At 61.6% G+C, this 18,040-nt stretch carries 10 protein-coding genes; 7 read left to right on the forward strand and 3 right to left on the reverse strand.

Annotated elements, in window-relative coordinates; genetic code table 11:
• Nucleotides 1-23: 23 nt before the first annotated feature.
• The 3 genes from JKA62_RS12780 to JKA62_RS12790 form a co-directional block, all read right to left on the reverse strand.
• Entirely contained in the window at nt 24-7,244 is a 7,221-nt protein-coding gene (locus tag JKA62_RS12780) for an Ig-like domain-containing protein (protein WP_442962199.1), read from the reverse strand.
• Nucleotides 7,245-7,383: 139 nt separating this feature from the next.
• Entirely contained in the window at nt 7,384-8,229 is an 846-nt protein-coding gene (locus JKA62_RS12785; RefSeq protein ID WP_201818016.1) for a sulfotransferase family protein, read from the reverse strand.
• 137 nt (nt 8,230-8,366) lie between these two features.
• Nucleotides 8,367-9,962 carry a glycosyltransferase family 39 protein gene (locus JKA62_RS12790; protein WP_201818017.1) on the reverse strand — a complete coding sequence of 532 codons (1,596 nt, stop codon included), beginning with the start codon at nt 9,960-9,962 and terminating at the stop codon, nt 8,367-8,369.
• A gap of 242 nt (nt 9,963-10,204) precedes the next feature.
• Here JKA62_RS12790 and JKA62_RS12795 point away from each other — a divergent pair, with 242 nt between their 5' ends.
• The 7 genes from JKA62_RS12795 to JKA62_RS12825 all read left to right on the forward strand — a co-directional run bounded on the left by JKA62_RS12795 (nt 10,205) and on the right by JKA62_RS12825 (nt 18,039).
• Complete coding sequence (locus JKA62_RS12795) at nt 10,205-10,792, forward strand: phage tail protein (RefSeq protein ID WP_011331870.1); 588 nt, start codon at nt 10,205-10,207, stop codon at nt 10,790-10,792.
• Between the two features lie 56 nt (nt 10,793-10,848).
• A complete protein-coding gene (locus JKA62_RS12800; RefSeq protein WP_011331869.1) occupies nt 10,849-11,160 on the forward strand; it encodes a DUF6916 family protein in 312 nt (103 codons plus the stop codon).
• Between the two features lie 161 nt (nt 11,161-11,321).
• Nucleotides 11,322-13,391: a type VI secretion system Vgr family protein gene (locus JKA62_RS12805; protein ID WP_201818018.1), complete on the forward strand. Its 2,070-nt coding sequence runs from the start codon at nt 11,322-11,324 to the stop codon at nt 13,389-13,391.
• Nucleotides 13,388-14,236 (forward strand): DUF4123 domain-containing protein, encoded by an 849-nt coding sequence (locus JKA62_RS12810; RefSeq protein WP_201818021.1) that lies wholly within the window; start codon nt 13,388-13,390, stop codon nt 14,234-14,236. Before JKA62_RS12805 ends, JKA62_RS12810 begins: the two co-directional genes overlap by 4 nt.
• The gene (locus JKA62_RS12815; protein ID WP_011331866.1) at nt 14,233-15,006 is read left to right on the forward strand and encodes a hypothetical protein; all 774 of its coding nucleotides are present in this window, start codon (nt 14,233-14,235) and stop codon (nt 15,004-15,006) included. Before JKA62_RS12810 ends, JKA62_RS12815 begins: the two co-directional genes overlap by 4 nt.
• A gap of 12 nt (nt 15,007-15,018) precedes the next feature.
• Nucleotides 15,019-15,843, forward strand: coding sequence for a hypothetical protein (locus JKA62_RS12820; RefSeq protein WP_011331865.1), 825 nt, complete (start codon nt 15,019-15,021; stop codon nt 15,841-15,843).
• 12 nt (nt 15,844-15,855) lie between these two features.
• Nucleotides 15,856-18,039 (forward strand): lipase family protein, encoded by a 2,184-nt coding sequence (locus JKA62_RS12825; protein WP_201818024.1) that lies wholly within the window; start codon nt 15,856-15,858, stop codon nt 18,037-18,039.
• The last annotated feature ends 1 nt before the right edge of the window (nt 18,040 follow it).

An 18,040-nucleotide genomic window follows, 5' to 3' on the forward strand; every position in this document is an offset into this window, starting at 1 on the left:
CATATGTGAGTTGTTGTGTGTTGTCAGGCCGGCATTTCGCTGATGCCGATCTGTTGCAGTGCGGCGGCCAGGTTGTCGACCCGGTGCTGCTCGCTGTCCTTGATCTGTTGCAGTTGCTGGCCCAGGGTCGGCGCGCCGAACACACCGCGCAGGCCCTGGGAAATATCGCCGCCCTTGATCGACTGGCTGCCGAAGGCATTCAGCGAATCGCGATCGGCGCTGCTGTCCTGATTGAACAGGCTCGACAGCGTGCTGCTGCCGAACACCCCGCCATCGCCACCGCCAAACCCGAGGAAGCCATGACCGGAGCCGTCACCGCCGTTGTCACTGCTGGTGAACACCTGGGCAATGAAGCTCGGGCTCAGCGCACCGCGATTAATGAAAATATCCCCCAGTGGACGGATGCCGTTGCCGATCACCCGTTGCTCGAACAACGGCGCGAAAGTCAGCGGTGAACCGAGGTCGCCAGTGGGCGCGGTGAAGACGATCGGCTGCAGCGGAACGTTCGGCGGTGGCGGCGGCGCGACCGGATCGCTGCTGCGGAACTCCGGATCCGGTGTCACCACGATCAACGGAGTAGTCGGTGTCACAGGAGGCACAGGCACCGTGTTGATCACGTAATTGCCGGAACTGCTGACGCTGCTGCCGCTGTTGCCCGACAGGTCGCTGACCCCGGCCGTGTTGATGCTGATCGCATTGCTGGCGCTGTTGACGTTGGCGTTCGGCGTCAGGGTCGCGGTCCAGGTCTTGCCACCGTCGCTGCTGCTCAGGTTGGACAGAGTGCCGTTGGCCACGCTGAGGTCCGACAGGTCGAAACCGCTGACCGCTTCGTTGAAGGTGATGGTCACCTGCGAAGTCTGACCGACGCCCAGGTTCGGATTGGCGATCACCACCGTGGCGGTCGGCCGTTCGCTGTCGAGGGCGTAGTTGTTCGACACCGCCACCGTGCTGCCGGCGTTGCCCGCAAGGTCGGTGACGTTGCTGGTGTCCAGCGCGATGAAGTTGCTCGGGTCGGTGACATTCGCGGTCGGCGTGAAAGTCGCGGTCCAGGTCTTGCCGCCGTCACTGCTGGTCAGGTTGCTGAGGTCACCGTTGGTCACGCTAAGGTCGGACAGGTCGAAATTGCTCACCGCCTCGCTGAAGGTGAAGGTCACCGTGGTGCTCTGACCGATGCCCAGATTCGGATTGGCGACCACGATGTTCACCGTCGGCCGGGTCGCGTCGAGAATGTAGTTGTTGGAGATGGCGATGCTCGCCCCGAGGTTGCCGGCCAGGTCCTGGACGCCGCCAGTGTCGATCAGGATCAGGTTGGTCGGATCGTTGACGTTGGCTGTCGGCGTGAAGGTTGCGGTCCAGGTCACGCCGCCGTCGCTGCTGGTCAGGTTTGACAACGAACCATTGGCGACGCTGATGTCCCCCAGATCGAACCCGATCACCGCTTCGTTGAAGGTGAAGGTCACGGTGGTGGTTTCACCGATACCGAGGCGGTTATCGGCAACCACAATGGTGGCGGTTGGCAGCGCGGTGTCGATGGCGAAGTTGTTGGAATCGGTGGTGCCGATACCGCTGTTGCCTGAGACGTTGGTCACTCCGGCATTGTTCAGGCTGATCAGGTTGGTGGCGTCAGTGACATTGGCAGTCGGGGTGAACGTCGCGGTCCAGGTGATGCCGCCGTCACTGCTGCTGACGTTGCTCAGCGTGCCGTTGGCGATGGTCAGGTCACTGTTGTCGAACCCACTGACCGCTTCGCTGAAAGTGATGGTCACCAGCGAGGTTTCCCCGGCCTTGAGCGCAGGGTCGGCTACCACGATGGTGGCAGTCGGCACCTGGGTCTGCACTTGGTAATTGGCCGAGTTGGTGGTGCCAGTGCCGGTGTTGCCGGCCAGGTCGGTGGTACCGGTGTTGTTCAGGACAATCAGGTTGGTCAGGTCGCTGACACCGATGTTCGGCGTGAAGGTGGCCGTCCAGGTGAGGCCGCCGTCGCTCGACGAGACATTGCTCAGCGTGCCGTTGGCGACGCTCAGGTCGGAGTTGTCGAAACCGGTCACCGCCTCGCTGAAGGTGATGGTCACCAGCGCGGTTTCGCCGGGACGCAGGTCAATGTCGCTCATGACGATGGTCGCCGTCGGACGCTGACTGTCGACCGCATAGTTGTTGGAATCGGTGGTGCCGCTGCCGGCGTTGCCTGCCAGGTCGGTGATGCCGGTGTTATCCAGGGTGATCAGGTTGGTGGTATCGGTGATGCCCGCCGCCGGCGTGAACGTCGCCGTCCAGGTGATGCCGCCGTCGCTGCTGCTGACCGCGCTCAGCGTACCGTTGGCGATCGTCAGGTCGGCGTTGGTGAAACCGGTCACGGCTTCGCTGAAGGTGATGGTCACCAGGCTCGTCTGGCCGACGCCGAGTGCTGTGTCGGCGACCACGATGGTGGCGGTCGGACGCACCGTGTCGATTGAATAGTTGTTCGAATCGGTGGTGCCGCTGCCGGCATTGCCCGACAGGTTCTGCACGCCAGTGTTGTCCAGCGTGATCAGGTTGGTGGCGTCGGTGATGTTGGTGGTCGGCGTGAACGTGGCCGTCCAGGTAATGCCGCCGTCGCTGCTGCTGACCGCGCTGAGCGTGCCGTTGGCGATGGTCAGGTCGGCGTTGGTGAAACCGGTCACGGCCTCACTGAAGGTGATGGTCACCAGCGAGGTTTCGCCGATCTTCAGACTGGGGTCGGCGACGATGATGGTCGCGGTCGGCAGCACAGTGTCGATGCTGTAGTTGTTGGAGTTGGTCGTGCCGCTGCCGGCGTTGCCCGCCAGGTCGGCGATGCCGGTGTTGGCCAGGGTGATCAGATTGGTGGCGTCATGGATGCCCACGGTCGGCGTGAAGGTCGCCGTCCAGGTAATGCCGCCGTCGCTGCTGCTCACTGCGCTCAATGTGCCGTTGGCAATCGTCAGGTCAGCGTTGGTAAAGCCGGTCACCGCTTCACTGAAGGTGATGGTCACCAGTGAGGTTTCACCGGCGCTGAGGTTGCTGTCGGCGACCACGATGGTCGCGGTCGGCCGTACCGTATCGATCGCGTAATTGTTCGAATCGGTGGTACCGCTGCCGGCGTTGCCCGCCAGGTCGGCGATGCCGGTATTGTCCAGGGTAATCAGGTTGGTGGTGTCGGCGATGCTGGCGCTCGGCGTGAACGTCGCGGTCCAGGTGATGCCGCCATCGCTGCTGCTCACCGCGCTCAACGTGCCGTTGGCGATGGTCAGGTCGGCGTTGGTGAATCCGCTCACTGCCTCGCTGAAGGTGATGGTCACCAGCGTGGTTTGACCGATACCAAGGGCCGTGTCGGCGACCACGATGGTGGCAGTCGGACGGACCGTATCAATCGCGTAATTGTTCGAGTCAGTGGTGCCGCTGCCGGCATTACCTGAAAGGTTCTGCACGCCGGAGTTGTCCAGCGTGATCAGGTTGGTGGCGTCGGTGATGCTGGTGGTCGGTGTGAAAGTCGCCGTCCAGGTGATGCCGCCGTCGCTGCTGCTCACCGCGCTGAGCGTGCCGTTGGCGATGGTCAGGTCGGCGTTGGTGAAACCGGTCACCGCCTCGCTGAAGGTAATCGTCACCAGCGAGGTCTCGCCGATTTTCAGCGCGTTGTCGGCAATGACGATGGTCGCGGTCGGCAGCACGGTGTCGATGCTGTAGTTGTTGGAGTTGGTCGTGCCGCTGCCGGTGTTGCCCGAAAGGTCGGCGATGCCGGTATTGGCCAGCGTGATCAGGTTGGTCGCATCGTTGACACCCACGTTCGGCGTGAAGGTGGCCGTCCAGGTGATGCCGCCGTCGCTGCTGCTAACGGCGGTCAGCGTACCGTTGGCAACCGTCAGGTCGGCGTTGGTAAAGCCGGTCACCGCTTCGCTGAAGGTGATGGTCACCAGTGAGGTTTCACCGGCGCTGAGGTTGCTGTCGGCGACCACGATGGTGGCGGTCGGACGCTGGGTGTCGATGGCGTAGTTGTTGGAATCGGTGGTGCCACTGCCAGCGTTGCCCGCCAGGTCGGCGATGCCGGTATTGTCCAGCGTGATCAGGTTGGTGGTGTCGGTGACGCTGGCGCTCGGGGTGAACGTCGCGGTCCAGGTGATGCCGCCATCGCTGCTGCTGAGCGCGCTCAACGTGCCATTGGCGACCGTCAGGTCGGCGTTGGTGAAACCGCTGACCGCTTCGCTGAAGGTGATGGTCACCAGCGAGGTTTCACCGATCCGCAGGTTGTTGTCGGCCACCACGATGGTCGCGGTCGGGCGCACGGTATCGATGGCGTAGTTGTTGGAGTCGGTGGTGCCGCTGCCGGCGTTGCCGTTCAGGTCTGCAATGCCGGTATTGTTCAGCGTGATCAGGTTGGTCGCGTCGGTGATGCTGGCGGTCGGCGTGAAGGTCGCCGTCCAGGTAATGCCGCCGTCACTGCTGCTGACCGCCGTCAAGGTGCCGTTGGCGATGGTCAGGTCGGCGTTGGTGAGCCCGGTGATCGCCTCACTGAAGGTGATGGTCACCAGCGAGGTTTCGCCGATCCGCAGGCTATTGTCAGCCACCACGATGGTCGCGGTCGGACGCGCGGTGTCAATCGCGTAATTGTTGGAATTGGTGGTGCCGCTGCCGGCGTTGCCGGCCAGATCGACGACCCCGGTGTTGTCCAGGGTGATCAGGTTGGTGGTGTCGGTAATGTTGCTGGTCGGCGTGAGCGTGACGGTCCAGGTGATGCCGCCGTCGCTGCTGCTCAGGCCGCTCAGGGTGCCGTTGGCCACGGTCAGGTCGGCGGTGGTGAAACCGCTGACGGCTTCGCTGAAAGTGATGGTCACCAGCGAGGTTTCACCGGCCGCCAGATTGGTGTCGGACACCACAATGGTTGCCGTCGGCCGCACGGTATCGATCGCATAATTGACCGAATCGGTGGTGCCGGTGCCGGCGTTACCGGCAAGGTCGGCGATACCGGTGTTGTCCAGGGTAATCAGGTTGGTGGTATCGCTGATGCTGGCGGTCGGGGTGAACGTTCCGGTCCAGGTGATGCCGCCGTCGCTGCTGCTCACTGCGCTCAACGTGCCGTTGGCGATAGACAGATCGGCGTTGGTGAAACCGGTCACCGCTTCACTGAAGGTGAAAGTCACCAGCGACGTATCGCCGATCTTCAACGCCGTATCGGACATCACGATGGTCACGGTCGGCCGCTCGGTGTCGATGGCGTAGTTGACGGAGTTGGTCGTACCGACACCCGCCACGCCGTCGTTGATCGCGGTCACCCCGGTGTTGTCGAGGGTGATCAGGTTGGTGCTGTCGGTGATGTTGTTGGTCGGCGTGAAGGTCGCCGTCCAGGTCAGGCCGCCATCGCTGCTGCTGACCGCTGTCAGCGTGCCGTTGGCAATCGTCAGGTCGGCGTTGGTGAAGCCGGTGACCGCTCGGCTGAAGGTAATGGTCACCAGCGAGGTTTCGCCGATTTTCAGGGCCGTGTCGGCCATCACGATGGTCGCGGTCGGCGGCTCTACGTAAGCGGTGTTGAGCGTGCCGCCGTTGTTATAGATCGCCGCGAAGGCCAGCGGTACAGAGCCCGTCACGCCGCCACCCAGTTCTGCACCACCGGAGCCGCTGCCGGCCGCGTTGCCGCTGATGGCGCTGAAGTTGGCGGCGGTGATCAGTACCGTGCCGCCCTGGTTCCAGATCGCGCCGACACCTCGTCCGCCGTCGCCGCCGTTCAGGTTATTGCTACCCTGGCCACTGCCACCACCGCCACCGCCACCCGCGCCGATGTTGTTGCTGATGACCGAGGTGCCGACGATTTTCAGCGTGCCGGTGGAAGCGTTGTAAATGCCACCGGCGGCATTGCCGCCGGCGCCGCCGACCTTGTCCCAACCGGCGCCGCCACCGCCGCCACCGATGGAAATCGTACCGTTGCTGGCCGTGCCGCCATTGCCGCCGTTGCTGTAATAGGACACGCCCACACCGCCCGCGCCGCCAGTGGTCGAGCCGCCGCGCCCGCCCATGTGCGTCGCGTCGTAGCCACCGCCGTAGCCGCCGACACCAGCGCTGCCGGCCTGGCCGCCCAGCGTACCGGTGCCCGGCCCGGCCGTACCGCCATGACCACCGCCCTGACCGCCAAGACCACCGCCACCACCACCGGCACCGCCGTAGAACGCACCGGTGACACCACCGCCACCGCCGCCACCGGCCGCCGCGTTGCCGGTGACCGAGACGTTGTTCAGGGTCAGGATGCCGGCGTTGAAGATCCCGCCGCCCATGGCGCCGGTTGCGCCGTAGCCGCCATTACCGCCGTTGCCCGAAACCAGGCCACGGGTAATGACCAGACCATCCAGGGTCACCGTGCTGCCGGAGGTTATTTCCACCACTCGGGTCCGGTATTGGCCATCGAGCGTGACGTCGGCAACCCCGTCGTTGTTCAGGTCACCATCGACGGTGACGTTCTTGTTGATCAGCAATTCCGAGGTGAGCTGCACCGTCATCCCGGAGCTGAAGGTCACGATGTCGCCGTTCTGCGCAGACGCCAGCGCTGCGCGCAGCGAGCCGACCCCGGTGTTGGCATTGTTGGTGGCGGTCCAGGTGGCCAGGCCCCACTGGTATTCGCTCATCGCCTGGGTCGACAGCACGTTGGCGCTTTCGATGTTGCCGGTGGCGATCTCCAGATCCCAGTCGCCGCCCAAGCCCGTGCGGTTGCTGGAGGCGGCCACGTCGCGGCCGGTCAGCTGCGCCAGCGAGTCGACGAAGCTCAGGCCACGACCACCTTCGGCGGTGTAGCAACCGTAAATCAGGATGTCGCCACCGACGTTCATGTCCTTGCCGATTTCCGCCAGGATCGCACTGCGCTGTGCGACGTTGTCGGCCGACAGATAACTGTTGCCCAGCCACAGGTCGCCGGCATTGCCGTGGGCAATGATCTGCACCGAGCTCACGCCCTGATGCTGATCGAGGTAATCGGCGATCTGCTGCAAACCGTCCTTGCCCGCATCGAGCTTGACCACTTGGGTGCCGGGGGCCACGCCCTTGAGCAGGCTGTCGGTATCCTTGACCCGGGAATCGACGAACACCACGCTCTGCCCCGGCACCGCGACCGGGCTGGCAGCGGGCGTGGCGTCGGCCTGGCCATGGGTGTCCTTGCTGGCGCTCGGGTGGTCGGCGGCCGGTGCTTTCGCGGCATCGGCGGTGGCATGGCTGTCAGCCTGGGCGGCGGTGTCGGCGACGGTGGCCGCGACGGCGCCGTCGAACAGCATGCGCGGTTCGAGCGACATGATCATGGGCGCCGCCAGCGCCCGTTGGCCTTCGGTAACCCGCGACTTCTGCTTGCTCCACCACATGTTGCTCACCCGGACTCGAACACAGTTGTTGACGCATCAATGAAAAACGCCGCGATCAGCTGATCGCGGCGTCGGACTTCATACGAATGACATTGGCAGCGCTGGCTGAGCCATCGAGCCAGAAGGACAGATCGGCGTATTGCTTGAACAGGTCCGGCGGCAGGATCGTGCGCCGCGACTGCAGGGCGACCTTGGGTTTGACCTTGTGCAGGCCAGCCACACCGAGGGCCTGGTCGAACTCTGGCGCGTCATAGGCCAGGTGCTCGAAATCGTGCTCGAACCAGGGTTCGCCGATGAAGTCGTAGACCAGCCGCAGCACCCGCTCCGGGGCCTGGGTCAGCAGGTCATAATCGACGATCAACAGCGAATCGGCGTGCTCGCCGTAATAGGCTTCCTTGAGCGCCGCCCAGGCAAAACCCACCAGGCGATTGCGCTGGGCCAGGGTTTCGCAGCGGCTGTAGACGGTGTTGCGCTCGACCGCATCGCCGAACAGCTTGGTGTTTTCAAAAGGATTGGCGCGGTACAGCCGCTCGAGGCTGTCCATCACCCAGGCGACGTTGCGCACACAGGCGATGACCTTGGCTTGTGGGAACAAATCGTTGATGGCCGGCAGTCGCGCAGACCACTGGCGGTTGGTGTCGAACACCACCGGTTTGTCGGCCTTGTCGGCGTAGTAGGAATCGAACAGGCCGCGCAACAGGCGGCGGCGCATGTCGGTATCGATCACCGCGCCGAATTCGCTGCCGGCACTGCATTGTTCAAGGACACCGGAGAACAGCGCGCCGACCGGACTGGTCATGCCGGCATGAAAACGCGGGTTCTGCAGGAGGATTGCAGAAAGGAGGGTAGAACCTGAGCGCGGCAAGCCGGAGATAAAGTGGAACTGCTGCAATTCCTTCACCGTAGTTGTAAGTCCTTTTGTCTGATGAGCGTAATCCAACAATACCCATTCGACTAGTAGTGTTTTGATATCAGAAAAGAGCAAAACGGACTTAAAAACTTCGTATTTATCGCGAATAAAATGGTGAAGCGTTTAAGTCAGTTTTCTCCCGCTCCATTGGGCGTCTGCAACGAAAAAAGTCGCGCTTTCGCACCACCCGCCTGCATCTGATCCCGCAGGTGCCAGGCCGCTGGCAAGGGCAGAAATGGATCGGGTACTTCCACGTCCAGATCACCGATCAACCAGACCCGGGCACTGTCCTTCGGCAGGTCGCCCAACCGATCAAGGTAAACCTCATCGGACACCAGCGTGCCGAAACCGTAATGGTTCGGGCGAGTCGAGCGTCCCTCGGCAGTGGGCGGCGTAAACAGCCGGACTTGAGCCTCAGTGCGGTTGTAATAGACGTAACTGAGGTACCAGAGCATGTCGCTGGTGACGATGCGGTCGCCGCTGGCGAAGTGGCGGTTGACGTAATCGACCATGACGTTGAACTGGTCGTTGCGGTCGACCGTGGCGTTGTTGTTCACCCCGATCATCTCGACCCCGACCAGCGACAGCAGCACCGCCATCGCCAGCACGCGCACGCTGCTGTAGAGACGGTCGATGGCCAGCGCCGCCAGCATCGGCAACCCCAGCGCGTAGGCAGTCAGGTAACGCTCGATAAACACCGGCGTAATGAAAGACACGGCGAACACCAGCAACAACGGCATGCCGGTGTAGACCGCCAGCAGCACGCTGCCATGGTTCACGCTGCGATCACGGGCAACGGCGACCCCCGCCAGCACCAGCAAAGCCAGGGGCACACCGCCGAACAGCAGCAACGGGAGATGTTCGCCCTCGTCCTGAATCAACCAGAGCCAGATCATCGACGGCAGCGAAGACAGGGTCACCGGATCTTCCCAGCCTACATCGCCGCCGGCCTTGAGCGCGTCCATGTGTTGCAGCAGGTCGATCAGGTTCGGTAGCCACGGCAGGTAGAGCACGACGATGGCGAGATTGGCCAGCCACCAGTCCTTGCGCTGGAGATGCTTCAGGCGATAACCCGGCAACAGGCGGATCAGCCCCAGATACAGCCAATGGCTCAGCGCCGCCAGCACGGCGAAGTAGTGGGTGTACAACGCCGCCGTCATCAGCAGCGCGTAGATCAGCAGATAGCGGTGACGCTGCGGGCGCCGGATCCACTTGACCAGCACCAGCGTCGCACCGATCAGGAGCAAGCCAAGCAACGCGTACATGCGCACTTCCTGGCTGTAGCGTACCGCCGTCGGCAACAGCGCCAGCAACACCCCGGCGATGATCGCCGCGCGGCGAGTGGCCAGCCGGTCGACCAGGCTCACGCCGAGTCCGACCGTGGCGATGCCGGCCAGCGCACTGAAACTGCGAATGGCCAGGAGGCCGTCGCCGAACATCCCGATCCAGCCGTGCAGCAACATGAAGTACAGCGGCGGATGCACATCGAACGCGGCATGCGTCCAGATCACGCCCGGCGAATAGCGCGCCAGCAGCAGGCTCGAACCTTCATCGCCCCAGATCGCGGCAGCGGTCAGATCATAAAAGCGCACCACCGCGGCCAGCAGCAGGATCGGTATCAACCAGTGCTCGCGCGCCCAGCGCAACAGGCGCCGGACACCGGCATTCGGTGCAGCGAACGGGTCCTGGGTATCCCCCAGCGGCGTCTCGCGAAGGACCTCCATCAACCTCCCCTCAGCGTTTTTTGCGAACTCGATTTGCGTCATTGACTGCGAACACTGTAGGCCAGCGCCGAAGTCGATGCGCGGCCGTGACGACGTCCGGCAAGTCCGTCGATCCGGGTCTACGCTACGGCGTGGCGTGACCTGCCCGCGCAAAAGGAAGGAGTCAGCACAACGTTTCGACCGGCCCGACAACAAGGGCGACCGCGCGGCGCGCCGACCACACAACAGAAGGATGAGGAACCATGGAAGTCTTTATGGGTACGATTCAACCGTTTGCCTTCAACTTCGCCCCGAGTGGCTGGGCCTTGTGCAACGGGCAAATCCTGGGCATCTCGCAATACCAGGCGCTGTTCGCCTTGCTGGGCACTTACTACGGCGGCAATGGCACGACCAACTTTCAACTGCCCAACCTGCAAGGTCGCGTGCCTGTCGCACAAGGCACCGGACTGGGCCTGACACCGCGCGTCATCGGTCAGGTGTACGGCACCGAAAACGTCACCGCCACCATCGCCAACATGCCCAATCACACCCACGCCATGACCGGCCTGACGGCCAACACGGCCCTTTCGCTGGCAGTACCCGCCAGCAATCCGGCGACTGTGCCCACCGCCACCAATTCGTACATCGGCGCGTCCGGCGGCGGCCCTGGTTCGGCGAATATCTATTCCGACGCCCAAGGTGCCACACCGGTACCGCTCAAGGGTGTGACCACCACCGTCACCGGGGACATTTCCTCCACCGGCGGCAGCCAGCCACTGCCGATCCTGAACCCGGCCCTGGTCCTTAACTTCAGCATTGCCCTGAACGGTCTGTTCCCGTCGCGCAACTGAGTAAACGCCGGGGGCTTGATGGCCCCCGGCCGTTCTTTTTTCACTGGAGTCAAACCATGCTGCAAGCGGTGCAGATCCAACATGTCCAGCCGTTGCTGGGACAGCAACGCACGCTTTACCTGCCCGATGGCACGGCCTTGCCGATTCGGATCGAATACCTTGATGAGGTTCCCGCGGCGAAAACCCGCTACAGCGAACGCATGCCCTTCTGCCTGGAATTCAACAGCCTGGTACCGACCGAGTTTGTCGACGGTTTGTGCGCGCTGGACCTGCCGGAACTCGGTCGGGTAGAGGACATCTTCGTGTCGCGGGTGCCGGCGCTGGGACGGGATCCGCAGTTGGGTTATTTCTGCATTTCCTTCAACTGATTCGACAAAGTGTAAAACCACGTAGGACATGTCAGTAGGATTAGGCCGCAGTCCTTGTAGGCTGTGTTTTTAAACCCATTTTCTTGGGAAACGTCCGACATAAATTCGCTGGCCATCTTGTTAGCGTTGTTCCGAATCTGTCACAGGACAAGGAACAACGGATGTTCAATGCCAATGCTCGTTTGCGCCTCAATACCGACGACCTCGATCACGATCTGCAGGTGCTGTCCTTCACCGGCACCGAATCCATCAGCCAGCCATATTGCTTCAACGTCAAACTGGTCAGCTCGAGACCGGACATCGATCTTCCCGACCTCATGCACCGGCAGGCCTTTCTGGCCTTCGATGACAACGGGCATGGCGTCCATGGACAGATCCAGCACATTGGCCGGGGCGATATCGGGCACCGGTTGACCCAATACCACCTGACCCTCGCGCCATGCCTGGCGAACCTGGGCCATCGTTTCAATCAGCGGATTTTTCAGAACCTGAGCATTGCGCAAATCATCGGGCAAATTCTTCAGGAACATGGCATCCACGCAGATGGCTATCTGTTTCAGATCGGCCAGGCCCTGCCGGATCGCGAATATTGCGTTCAATACAACGAGTCCGATCTGCATTTCATCCAGCGCCTGTGCCAGGAAGACGGCCTGCACTATCACTTTCGCCACAGCCTCGACAGGCACCTGCTGGTATTTGGCGATGATCAGACCGTATTTCCCAGACTGGCCCGGCCGACACCATTCAAAAAGCGCAACGCGATGGTGGCCGACAGGCCGGTGATTCACCGTTTCGAGTGTGGGCGAAATACCCGCACCAATCGCACCCGTCGGCGCGCCTACGATTTCAAAAAGGCGCACCTCGTGCTGGAGTCCGAGGCGCGAATACCGAACGAACCCCGCCAGCCTGATCTGGAGGACTACCTGTATCCGGACCGGGTCCTCAACCGTGAGCACGGCAAACTGCTGACCCGGCGGGCTCTGGAACGCCATCGCAGCGATGAGCTCACGGGCGAAGGCGACAGCGACGAACCAGCGCTGGTGTCGGGGCATTTTCTGTCGCTGTCAGAACACCCCGACCCCGCGTTAAATGACCTCTGGCTGCTGACCGGAATCCGTCATGAAGGCAAGCAGCCTCAAGTACTTGAAGAAAGCGGTAGCGACATCGCCGTGAAGGATCAAAGCGACTTCGTCCAGGGCTATCGGAACCATTTCGAAGTCACGCCATGGGATGCGATCTATCGCCCGTCATTGCGCTACGACAAACCTTCCATCGGCTGTACTCAGACTGCCGTGGTTACCGGCCCGGAAGGCGAAGATATCCATTGCGACGCCTATGGCCGGGTCAAGGTGCAGTTTTTCTGGGACCGCGAAGGCCGGCACAACGACAAGAGCAGTTGCTGGTTGCGGACCACCACGAACTGGGCCGGCAACGCCCATGGCAGCGTGATCATTCCGCGCGTGGGCATGGAGGTGCTGGTGACGTTTCTCAACGGTGATCCCGACCATCCGGTGATCAGCGGTTGCCTGGCCAACAGCGCCAACCCGGTGCCCTATGAATTGCCGGCGCACAAGACCCGCAGCGTGTTCCGGTCCCGCAGCACGCCCGACAGCAATGGCTTCAATGAGCTGATGATCGAAGACCGCGCCGGTCAGGAGCTGATCTATCTGCGCGCCCAGCGTGATCTGCAGCAGAAGATCGAGCACGACAGTCACCTGGAGGTCGGCAACGAACGTCGGGAAAGCATCCGTGGCAACAGCGTCAGCGTGCTGCACGCAGAAGAACACCGCACCCTCACCGGTCATCGCAAGACCCATCTCAAGGCCAGCGATCATCTGCACGTCAGCGACAGCAGTCACACCCGGATCGGGCAATCACTGACGATGGAAGTCGGGCGGCAGCTCTGTTTCAGTGCCGGGGATCATTTGGTGCTGGAGGCCGGAAAGAGCATCAGCCTGAAAGTCGGTGGCGAGCATTTCGTGCTCGATCACGGCGGTCTTTTCGGGAGCAGCGACCTGCTGATCGGCGGCGTGCCCATACCGTTCCTGCGCGCCCGATTGTTGCAGCCCGAAGACATTGAAGACTTGTCGGCGCCCGCGCCCTTGCCGCCACTGGTGGCGCCCTCACAACAGGCATTGATGGCCGCGAGCAAAAGCCTGGGCGCGGATTTCTGCCCGATCTGCGAAGCCTGCCGCGCGGGCGAGTGCGCCATTGCGGAGGCCGCTGCATGACCGACTCGGTTGTACAACGCTGGCTGTTTGAACAGCACCATGCCGATCGTCTCCTGTGCCTGGTGCTCGACTCGCAGAACGAACGCGACATGCGCCAGCGCTGGCTGAAGAGCAGCCGTTACGAACAGTACGCCAGTGTCTACGGTGAAACCGTGGTCGCCGAACTGGCGGACACCGGCCCGTTCCTGTTCACCTTCGACCAGCCCGACGACCGTCGCCTCGACGCCCTGCTCGACAGGCCCGACAGCCATTGGGGCTGGCTCGCCAGCCTGGGCCAGGGCGAACTGAACGCATGGGTCAGGCACTGGCAGGAGCGGCTGCTCGTCGGCACCCGTCCGCATCAGGCGCTGTACCGCTTTCACGACAACCGGGTACTGGCCCGAGCGCTGGAGCATCTGCCGTCCGAGGCGCTACCGGCGTATCTCGGGCCGGCGATCAGTGTGTGTTACTGGCAGGGTTCGCACTGGCAGAGCACTGACAATCCTGCGCCCGGCACTTACCCGCTGCCGGACTCGCCGCCTTGGCTGCACCTGCCGATGCCCGACGAGCAAGCCATGGAAATCCGGCTGGCCAACGCCCACCGCTTTCTGCTGGCCGAGCATGTGCAGGCCTACGCCGGATTGGCGTGCACGCAGGATCCGCACATCTGGCTACGTGAGCGACTGGCTCAGGCCCAGGCCTGGGGCTGGCTGGCGCCGGAGCGGCTGGAATTTCTGCTGATCCAGAGCCTGCACACCCCGACCATCGTGCCTCACTGGCAACCCCGACCGGACGAAACGCCGGATGAACACTTTGATCGGGTTTACCTGCTTTCGAAGAGCTGGAGCGGGGAGATGCCTTCATGAAGATTCAGCTCAAGAGCATCGTCCTGATCAGCGCCTTCGCGGCACTGGGGGGTTGCCAGGGCAAACCGCCCAACACCTTCAAATTCACAGCCGATCTACCACCGGGGTTTGCCTACGTCGCAGCGGTTTATTACGCACCCGAAAAAGGTAAGACCTGCACCCTCGAGAGACGCGACAACCTTGCCCCGGTGTTCAACAGCAAGTGGCGCACGGACTACAAGCCGGATGCCGAGATCACGATTCGCAAGATTGTTAAGGGGTGTCCGTTGGTCGTGAGGCGAATCGAACTGGAGATCAACTCGGCGTACGGCAAGGATTGGAGCGACTTCAGCCGTGACGAAGCCATGGTTTTCATCCGCGATGATCTGGAGGAGCAGTTCAAAGGCGTATTCAACGAGGCCGGTGAAAGCACCTTCCACGGTCAGTGCGAGTGGTGGTTTCGCACCTCGGGCAAACCGCGAATTCTAAGAAAAATCCTGGATTGCAGAACGGTCGATGCCCAAGGAGCACGTGCCTACGGGAAGACCTTCGGGGCTTTTAACCCTGATCAACTGCCGGGCAAAACGGTGAGGATGAAGATCACCTTGGCAGCGGACGAGCGACCGGCCATCAAGGACACCTGGGTCAAGGTCACTAACGGCTGGAAACGCTGCATGGGCGACAACTTTGAGGATCAATACGCCTTCTGTTACGGCAACTACACCGATTTCAGCACTTTCACCATGCCGGATGGCCAAGTCTGCACCATTTATCCGGGTTGCACGGAATAAGGAGATTTCGCCATGACGTCATTGGAAAAGGATCTGCAATCACCAGCGCTGACTGCCCTGAAAACCAGACTCACGCGGCGTGTTGCAACTTTGGGCTGCTGCCTTGTCTTGATCGCAAGCTGCAAGACCGAACCGCCCAACACCTTCAAATTCACAGCCGATCTACCACCGGGGTTTGCCTACGTCGCAGCGGTTTATTACGTACCCGAGAAAGGTCAGACCTGCACCCTCGACAGACGCGACAACCTTGCCCCGGTGTTCAACAGCAAGTGGCGGACGGAGTACAAGCCAGATGCCGAGATCACGATTCGCAAGATTGTTAAGGGGTGTCCGTTGGTCGTGAGGCGAATCGAGCTGGAGATCAACTCGAGCTATGGCAAAACACGGGGCGACTTCAGTGGTGACGAAGCCATGGTTTTCATCCGCGATGATCTGCAGGAGCAGTTCAAAGGCGTATTCAACGAGGCCGGTGAAAGCACCTTCCACGGTCAGTGCGAGTGGTGGTTTCGCACGTCGGGCAAACCGCGAATTCTAAGAAAAATCCTGGATTGCAGAACGGTCGATGCCCAAGGAGCACGTGCCTACGGGAAGACCTTCGGGGCTTTTAACCCTGATCAACTGCCGGGCAAAACGGTGAGGATGAAGATCACCTTGGCAGCGGACGAGCGACCGGCCATCAAGGACACCTGGGTCAAGGTCACTAACGGCTGGAAACGCTGCATGGGCGACAACTTTGAGGATCAATACGCCTTCTGTTACGGCAACTACACCGACTTCAGCACTTTCACCATGCCGGATGGCCAAGTCTGCACCATTTATCCAGGTTGCACGGAATAAGGAGATTTCGCCATGACTTCATTTGAAAAGGATCTGCAATCTCCGTTGGGCAGTCGCATGCTGACATGTCCTGCAGGTGGAAAATGGACAAGTTTCCAACTCATCGACGAGTTCTGTTCGGGTGAACCCTACGCCGGGTTGGCTTACATCGTTACCGACTCGGAAGGCCATAAGTACACAGGCCGCTTGGACGAAGCAGGCAAGGGCAAAGTGAATAATCACTTTGCGGGACCAGTAACGCTGCTGTTTGATCAAGCATACGAAGGCAAGGAAAAGCTTTACTCATATTTGCAAGGCAGACCACATTACCCTCTGAAAATCACCGAGCTTCAGGTTCGCGCCGAAGCAACCCATTACCTGAACCCTAATGCCACTCGTACGCGGGAACGCCCCGAAATCGCAGACGGTGGGGATTACTTTCAAGTCGAAGTCCGTCACCTGGTCAGACATGCCTCCCACCTTCCACCAGAGGTTTATCGCGATTACCCCCTCGATTCCGGGTGCGCAGCCATCATGCGCGAACACGGCAAACTCGGGGTCGCCCTGATGCCGCAACGTCACACCATTCTGGAAGTGCGACCGCTACGTGCGTTGCGTCCGATGTTATCCACAGCTCCGGCATTCTGTGCACTCAACCTGTACCAGCTCGCATTGATGGCAACCCTGAGTTACTGCCCTTTCGGCCAGAAACCCAAAGTCCCTTCCGTCGAATCCAGATCCGTTAAGTTCCCGCTGCAACCCAGCGTCGGCAACTGGTTCGGCGATGCACTGCCCAAGGGGGAAGAACTGTGGAAAGTCGACAGCGCCCAGACCAAAGCCTATTACCCGCTCTACGAAAATGTTCCGTATTCCGCAAGGTTGGAAATCATCCCGTTTGACCCGAGCCTCTATGCAGTCAACAGACATACGCCAGAACGTGATCCTGAGCACCCGGCCAGCGTTCACTTCCTCGACGACATCGGTAGTAAAGACAGTACAGACACCCAAGCCTTCATCACCCACAACGACGAACTGATCCTGATCGCCGTTCGCGGCACCGCCGAGATCGTCGCCGACGGTTTGCGCGATGCCGATGCCCTTCAAGTTCCATTTGAGGAAGGCGCCGGCCAAGTACACCGAGGCTTTTACGAAGCCGCGAAAAAAACCTATGACTTCGCCGTCAAATACCTGGAAAAGTTCTACACCGGCCAAACACTCCTGATCTGCGGCCACAGCCTCGGTGGCGCAATCACGCTGCTGCTGGCCGAAATGCTCCGCCGTAGGCCTGAGGGCTACAAAATCCAGCTCTACACCTACGGCGCCCCCCGCGCCGGCGACGCGGATTTCGTCAAGGGCGCAGCCGATCTCGTGCATCACCGCATGGTCAACCACAACGACCCGGTGCCCAGCGTGCCCGGCAGCTGGATGAACACCAAGGCCGATATCTACGGCACCGGGGCAGCGCTGACCTTCGTGAATGTCCCGCTCGGTCTGTCGGTGTTCGTCGCGGGCATCACCAACTGGACCGGGGAAGCCTACGACCACCACGGCCGTTTGCGACACGCCATGCCGGTGGAGTTCGGCCGCCAGCAGGTGTCGTCAATCCTCTGGGAGCCGGGCTGCGACACCATCACCCAGCACGCAGCCTGTGATGTGGCGATCCGGCAGCGGCACGGCCTGCCGGATCGGCCGACGTTGCTCAAGCAGATCTTCGACGCCGGGCACCATTCGATGACCGGGGCCTACATCCCGGCGTGCTGGGCGGTGTTGCGGCGTTGGCAGGAGGCACAGGAGTCAAACCGCACGCTGGTTACCGAGCGAGAATTCGCGCTGGTTGAGACAGCGCTGCAGCGCATCACCGATCAGTTGCGCCGCCAGCGCAGCAATTTGCCGGGACGGCCGGACAGCTATGTGCGCAGCCGGAAAAACATCGTCGAAGCGCTCAATCATGAAATCGAGAACATCCGCACGACCCGCGAACGGCTGGCCAGTCTGCGGCACCGGCGCCTGACGACCACGGATGTTTATGGATCGCTGGCAGAACAACCGGAACGCCTGGCCGAAAGCCTGCCGCGCTGGCAGCTGCATCCGGAAAACCTCGCAACGGAACAACTGGCCATGGCACCGGAAGCCGCTGAGGATGACCCGCTGCTGGTAACGCTCTACGGTCACAGAATCGGCGCGCCCCACACTTTCGACATTGACTCGATCATCTGAC

Origin of the sequence: Pseudomonas sp. B7 (genome assembly GCF_016735645.1) — a bacterium.
Taxonomy (GTDB): domain Bacteria; phylum Pseudomonadota; class Gammaproteobacteria; order Pseudomonadales; family Pseudomonadaceae; genus Aquipseudomonas; species Aquipseudomonas glycinae.

Excerpts from the sequence above, each read along its gene's own strand:
- JKA62_RS12825 (WP_201818024.1), top strand. The coding sequence starts at position 15,856 with ATGACTTCATTTGAAAAGGATCTGCAATCTCCGTTGGGCAGTCGCATG.
- JKA62_RS12795 (WP_011331870.1), top strand. The coding sequence starts at position 10,205 with ATGGAAGTCTTTATGGGTACGATTCAACCGTTTGCCTTCAACTTCGCC.
- JKA62_RS12805 (WP_201818018.1), top strand. The coding sequence starts at position 11,322 with ATGTTCAATGCCAATGCTCGTTTGCGCCTCAATACCGACGACCTCGAT.
- JKA62_RS12790 (WP_201818017.1), bottom strand. The coding sequence starts at position 9,962 with ATGGAGGTCCTTCGCGAGACGCCGCTGGGGGATACCCAGGACCCGTTC.
- JKA62_RS12810 (WP_201818021.1), top strand. The coding sequence starts at position 13,388 with ATGACCGACTCGGTTGTACAACGCTGGCTGTTTGAACAGCACCATGCC.
- JKA62_RS12780 (WP_442962199.1), bottom strand. The coding sequence starts at position 7,244 with ATGCTGTTCGACGGCGCCGTCGCGGCCACCGTCGCCGACACCGCCGCC.
- JKA62_RS12800 (WP_011331869.1), top strand. The coding sequence starts at position 10,849 with ATGCTGCAAGCGGTGCAGATCCAACATGTCCAGCCGTTGCTGGGACAG.
- JKA62_RS12815 (WP_011331866.1), top strand. The coding sequence starts at position 14,233 with ATGAAGATTCAGCTCAAGAGCATCGTCCTGATCAGCGCCTTCGCGGCA.
- JKA62_RS12820 (WP_011331865.1), top strand. The coding sequence starts at position 15,019 with ATGACGTCATTGGAAAAGGATCTGCAATCACCAGCGCTGACTGCCCTG.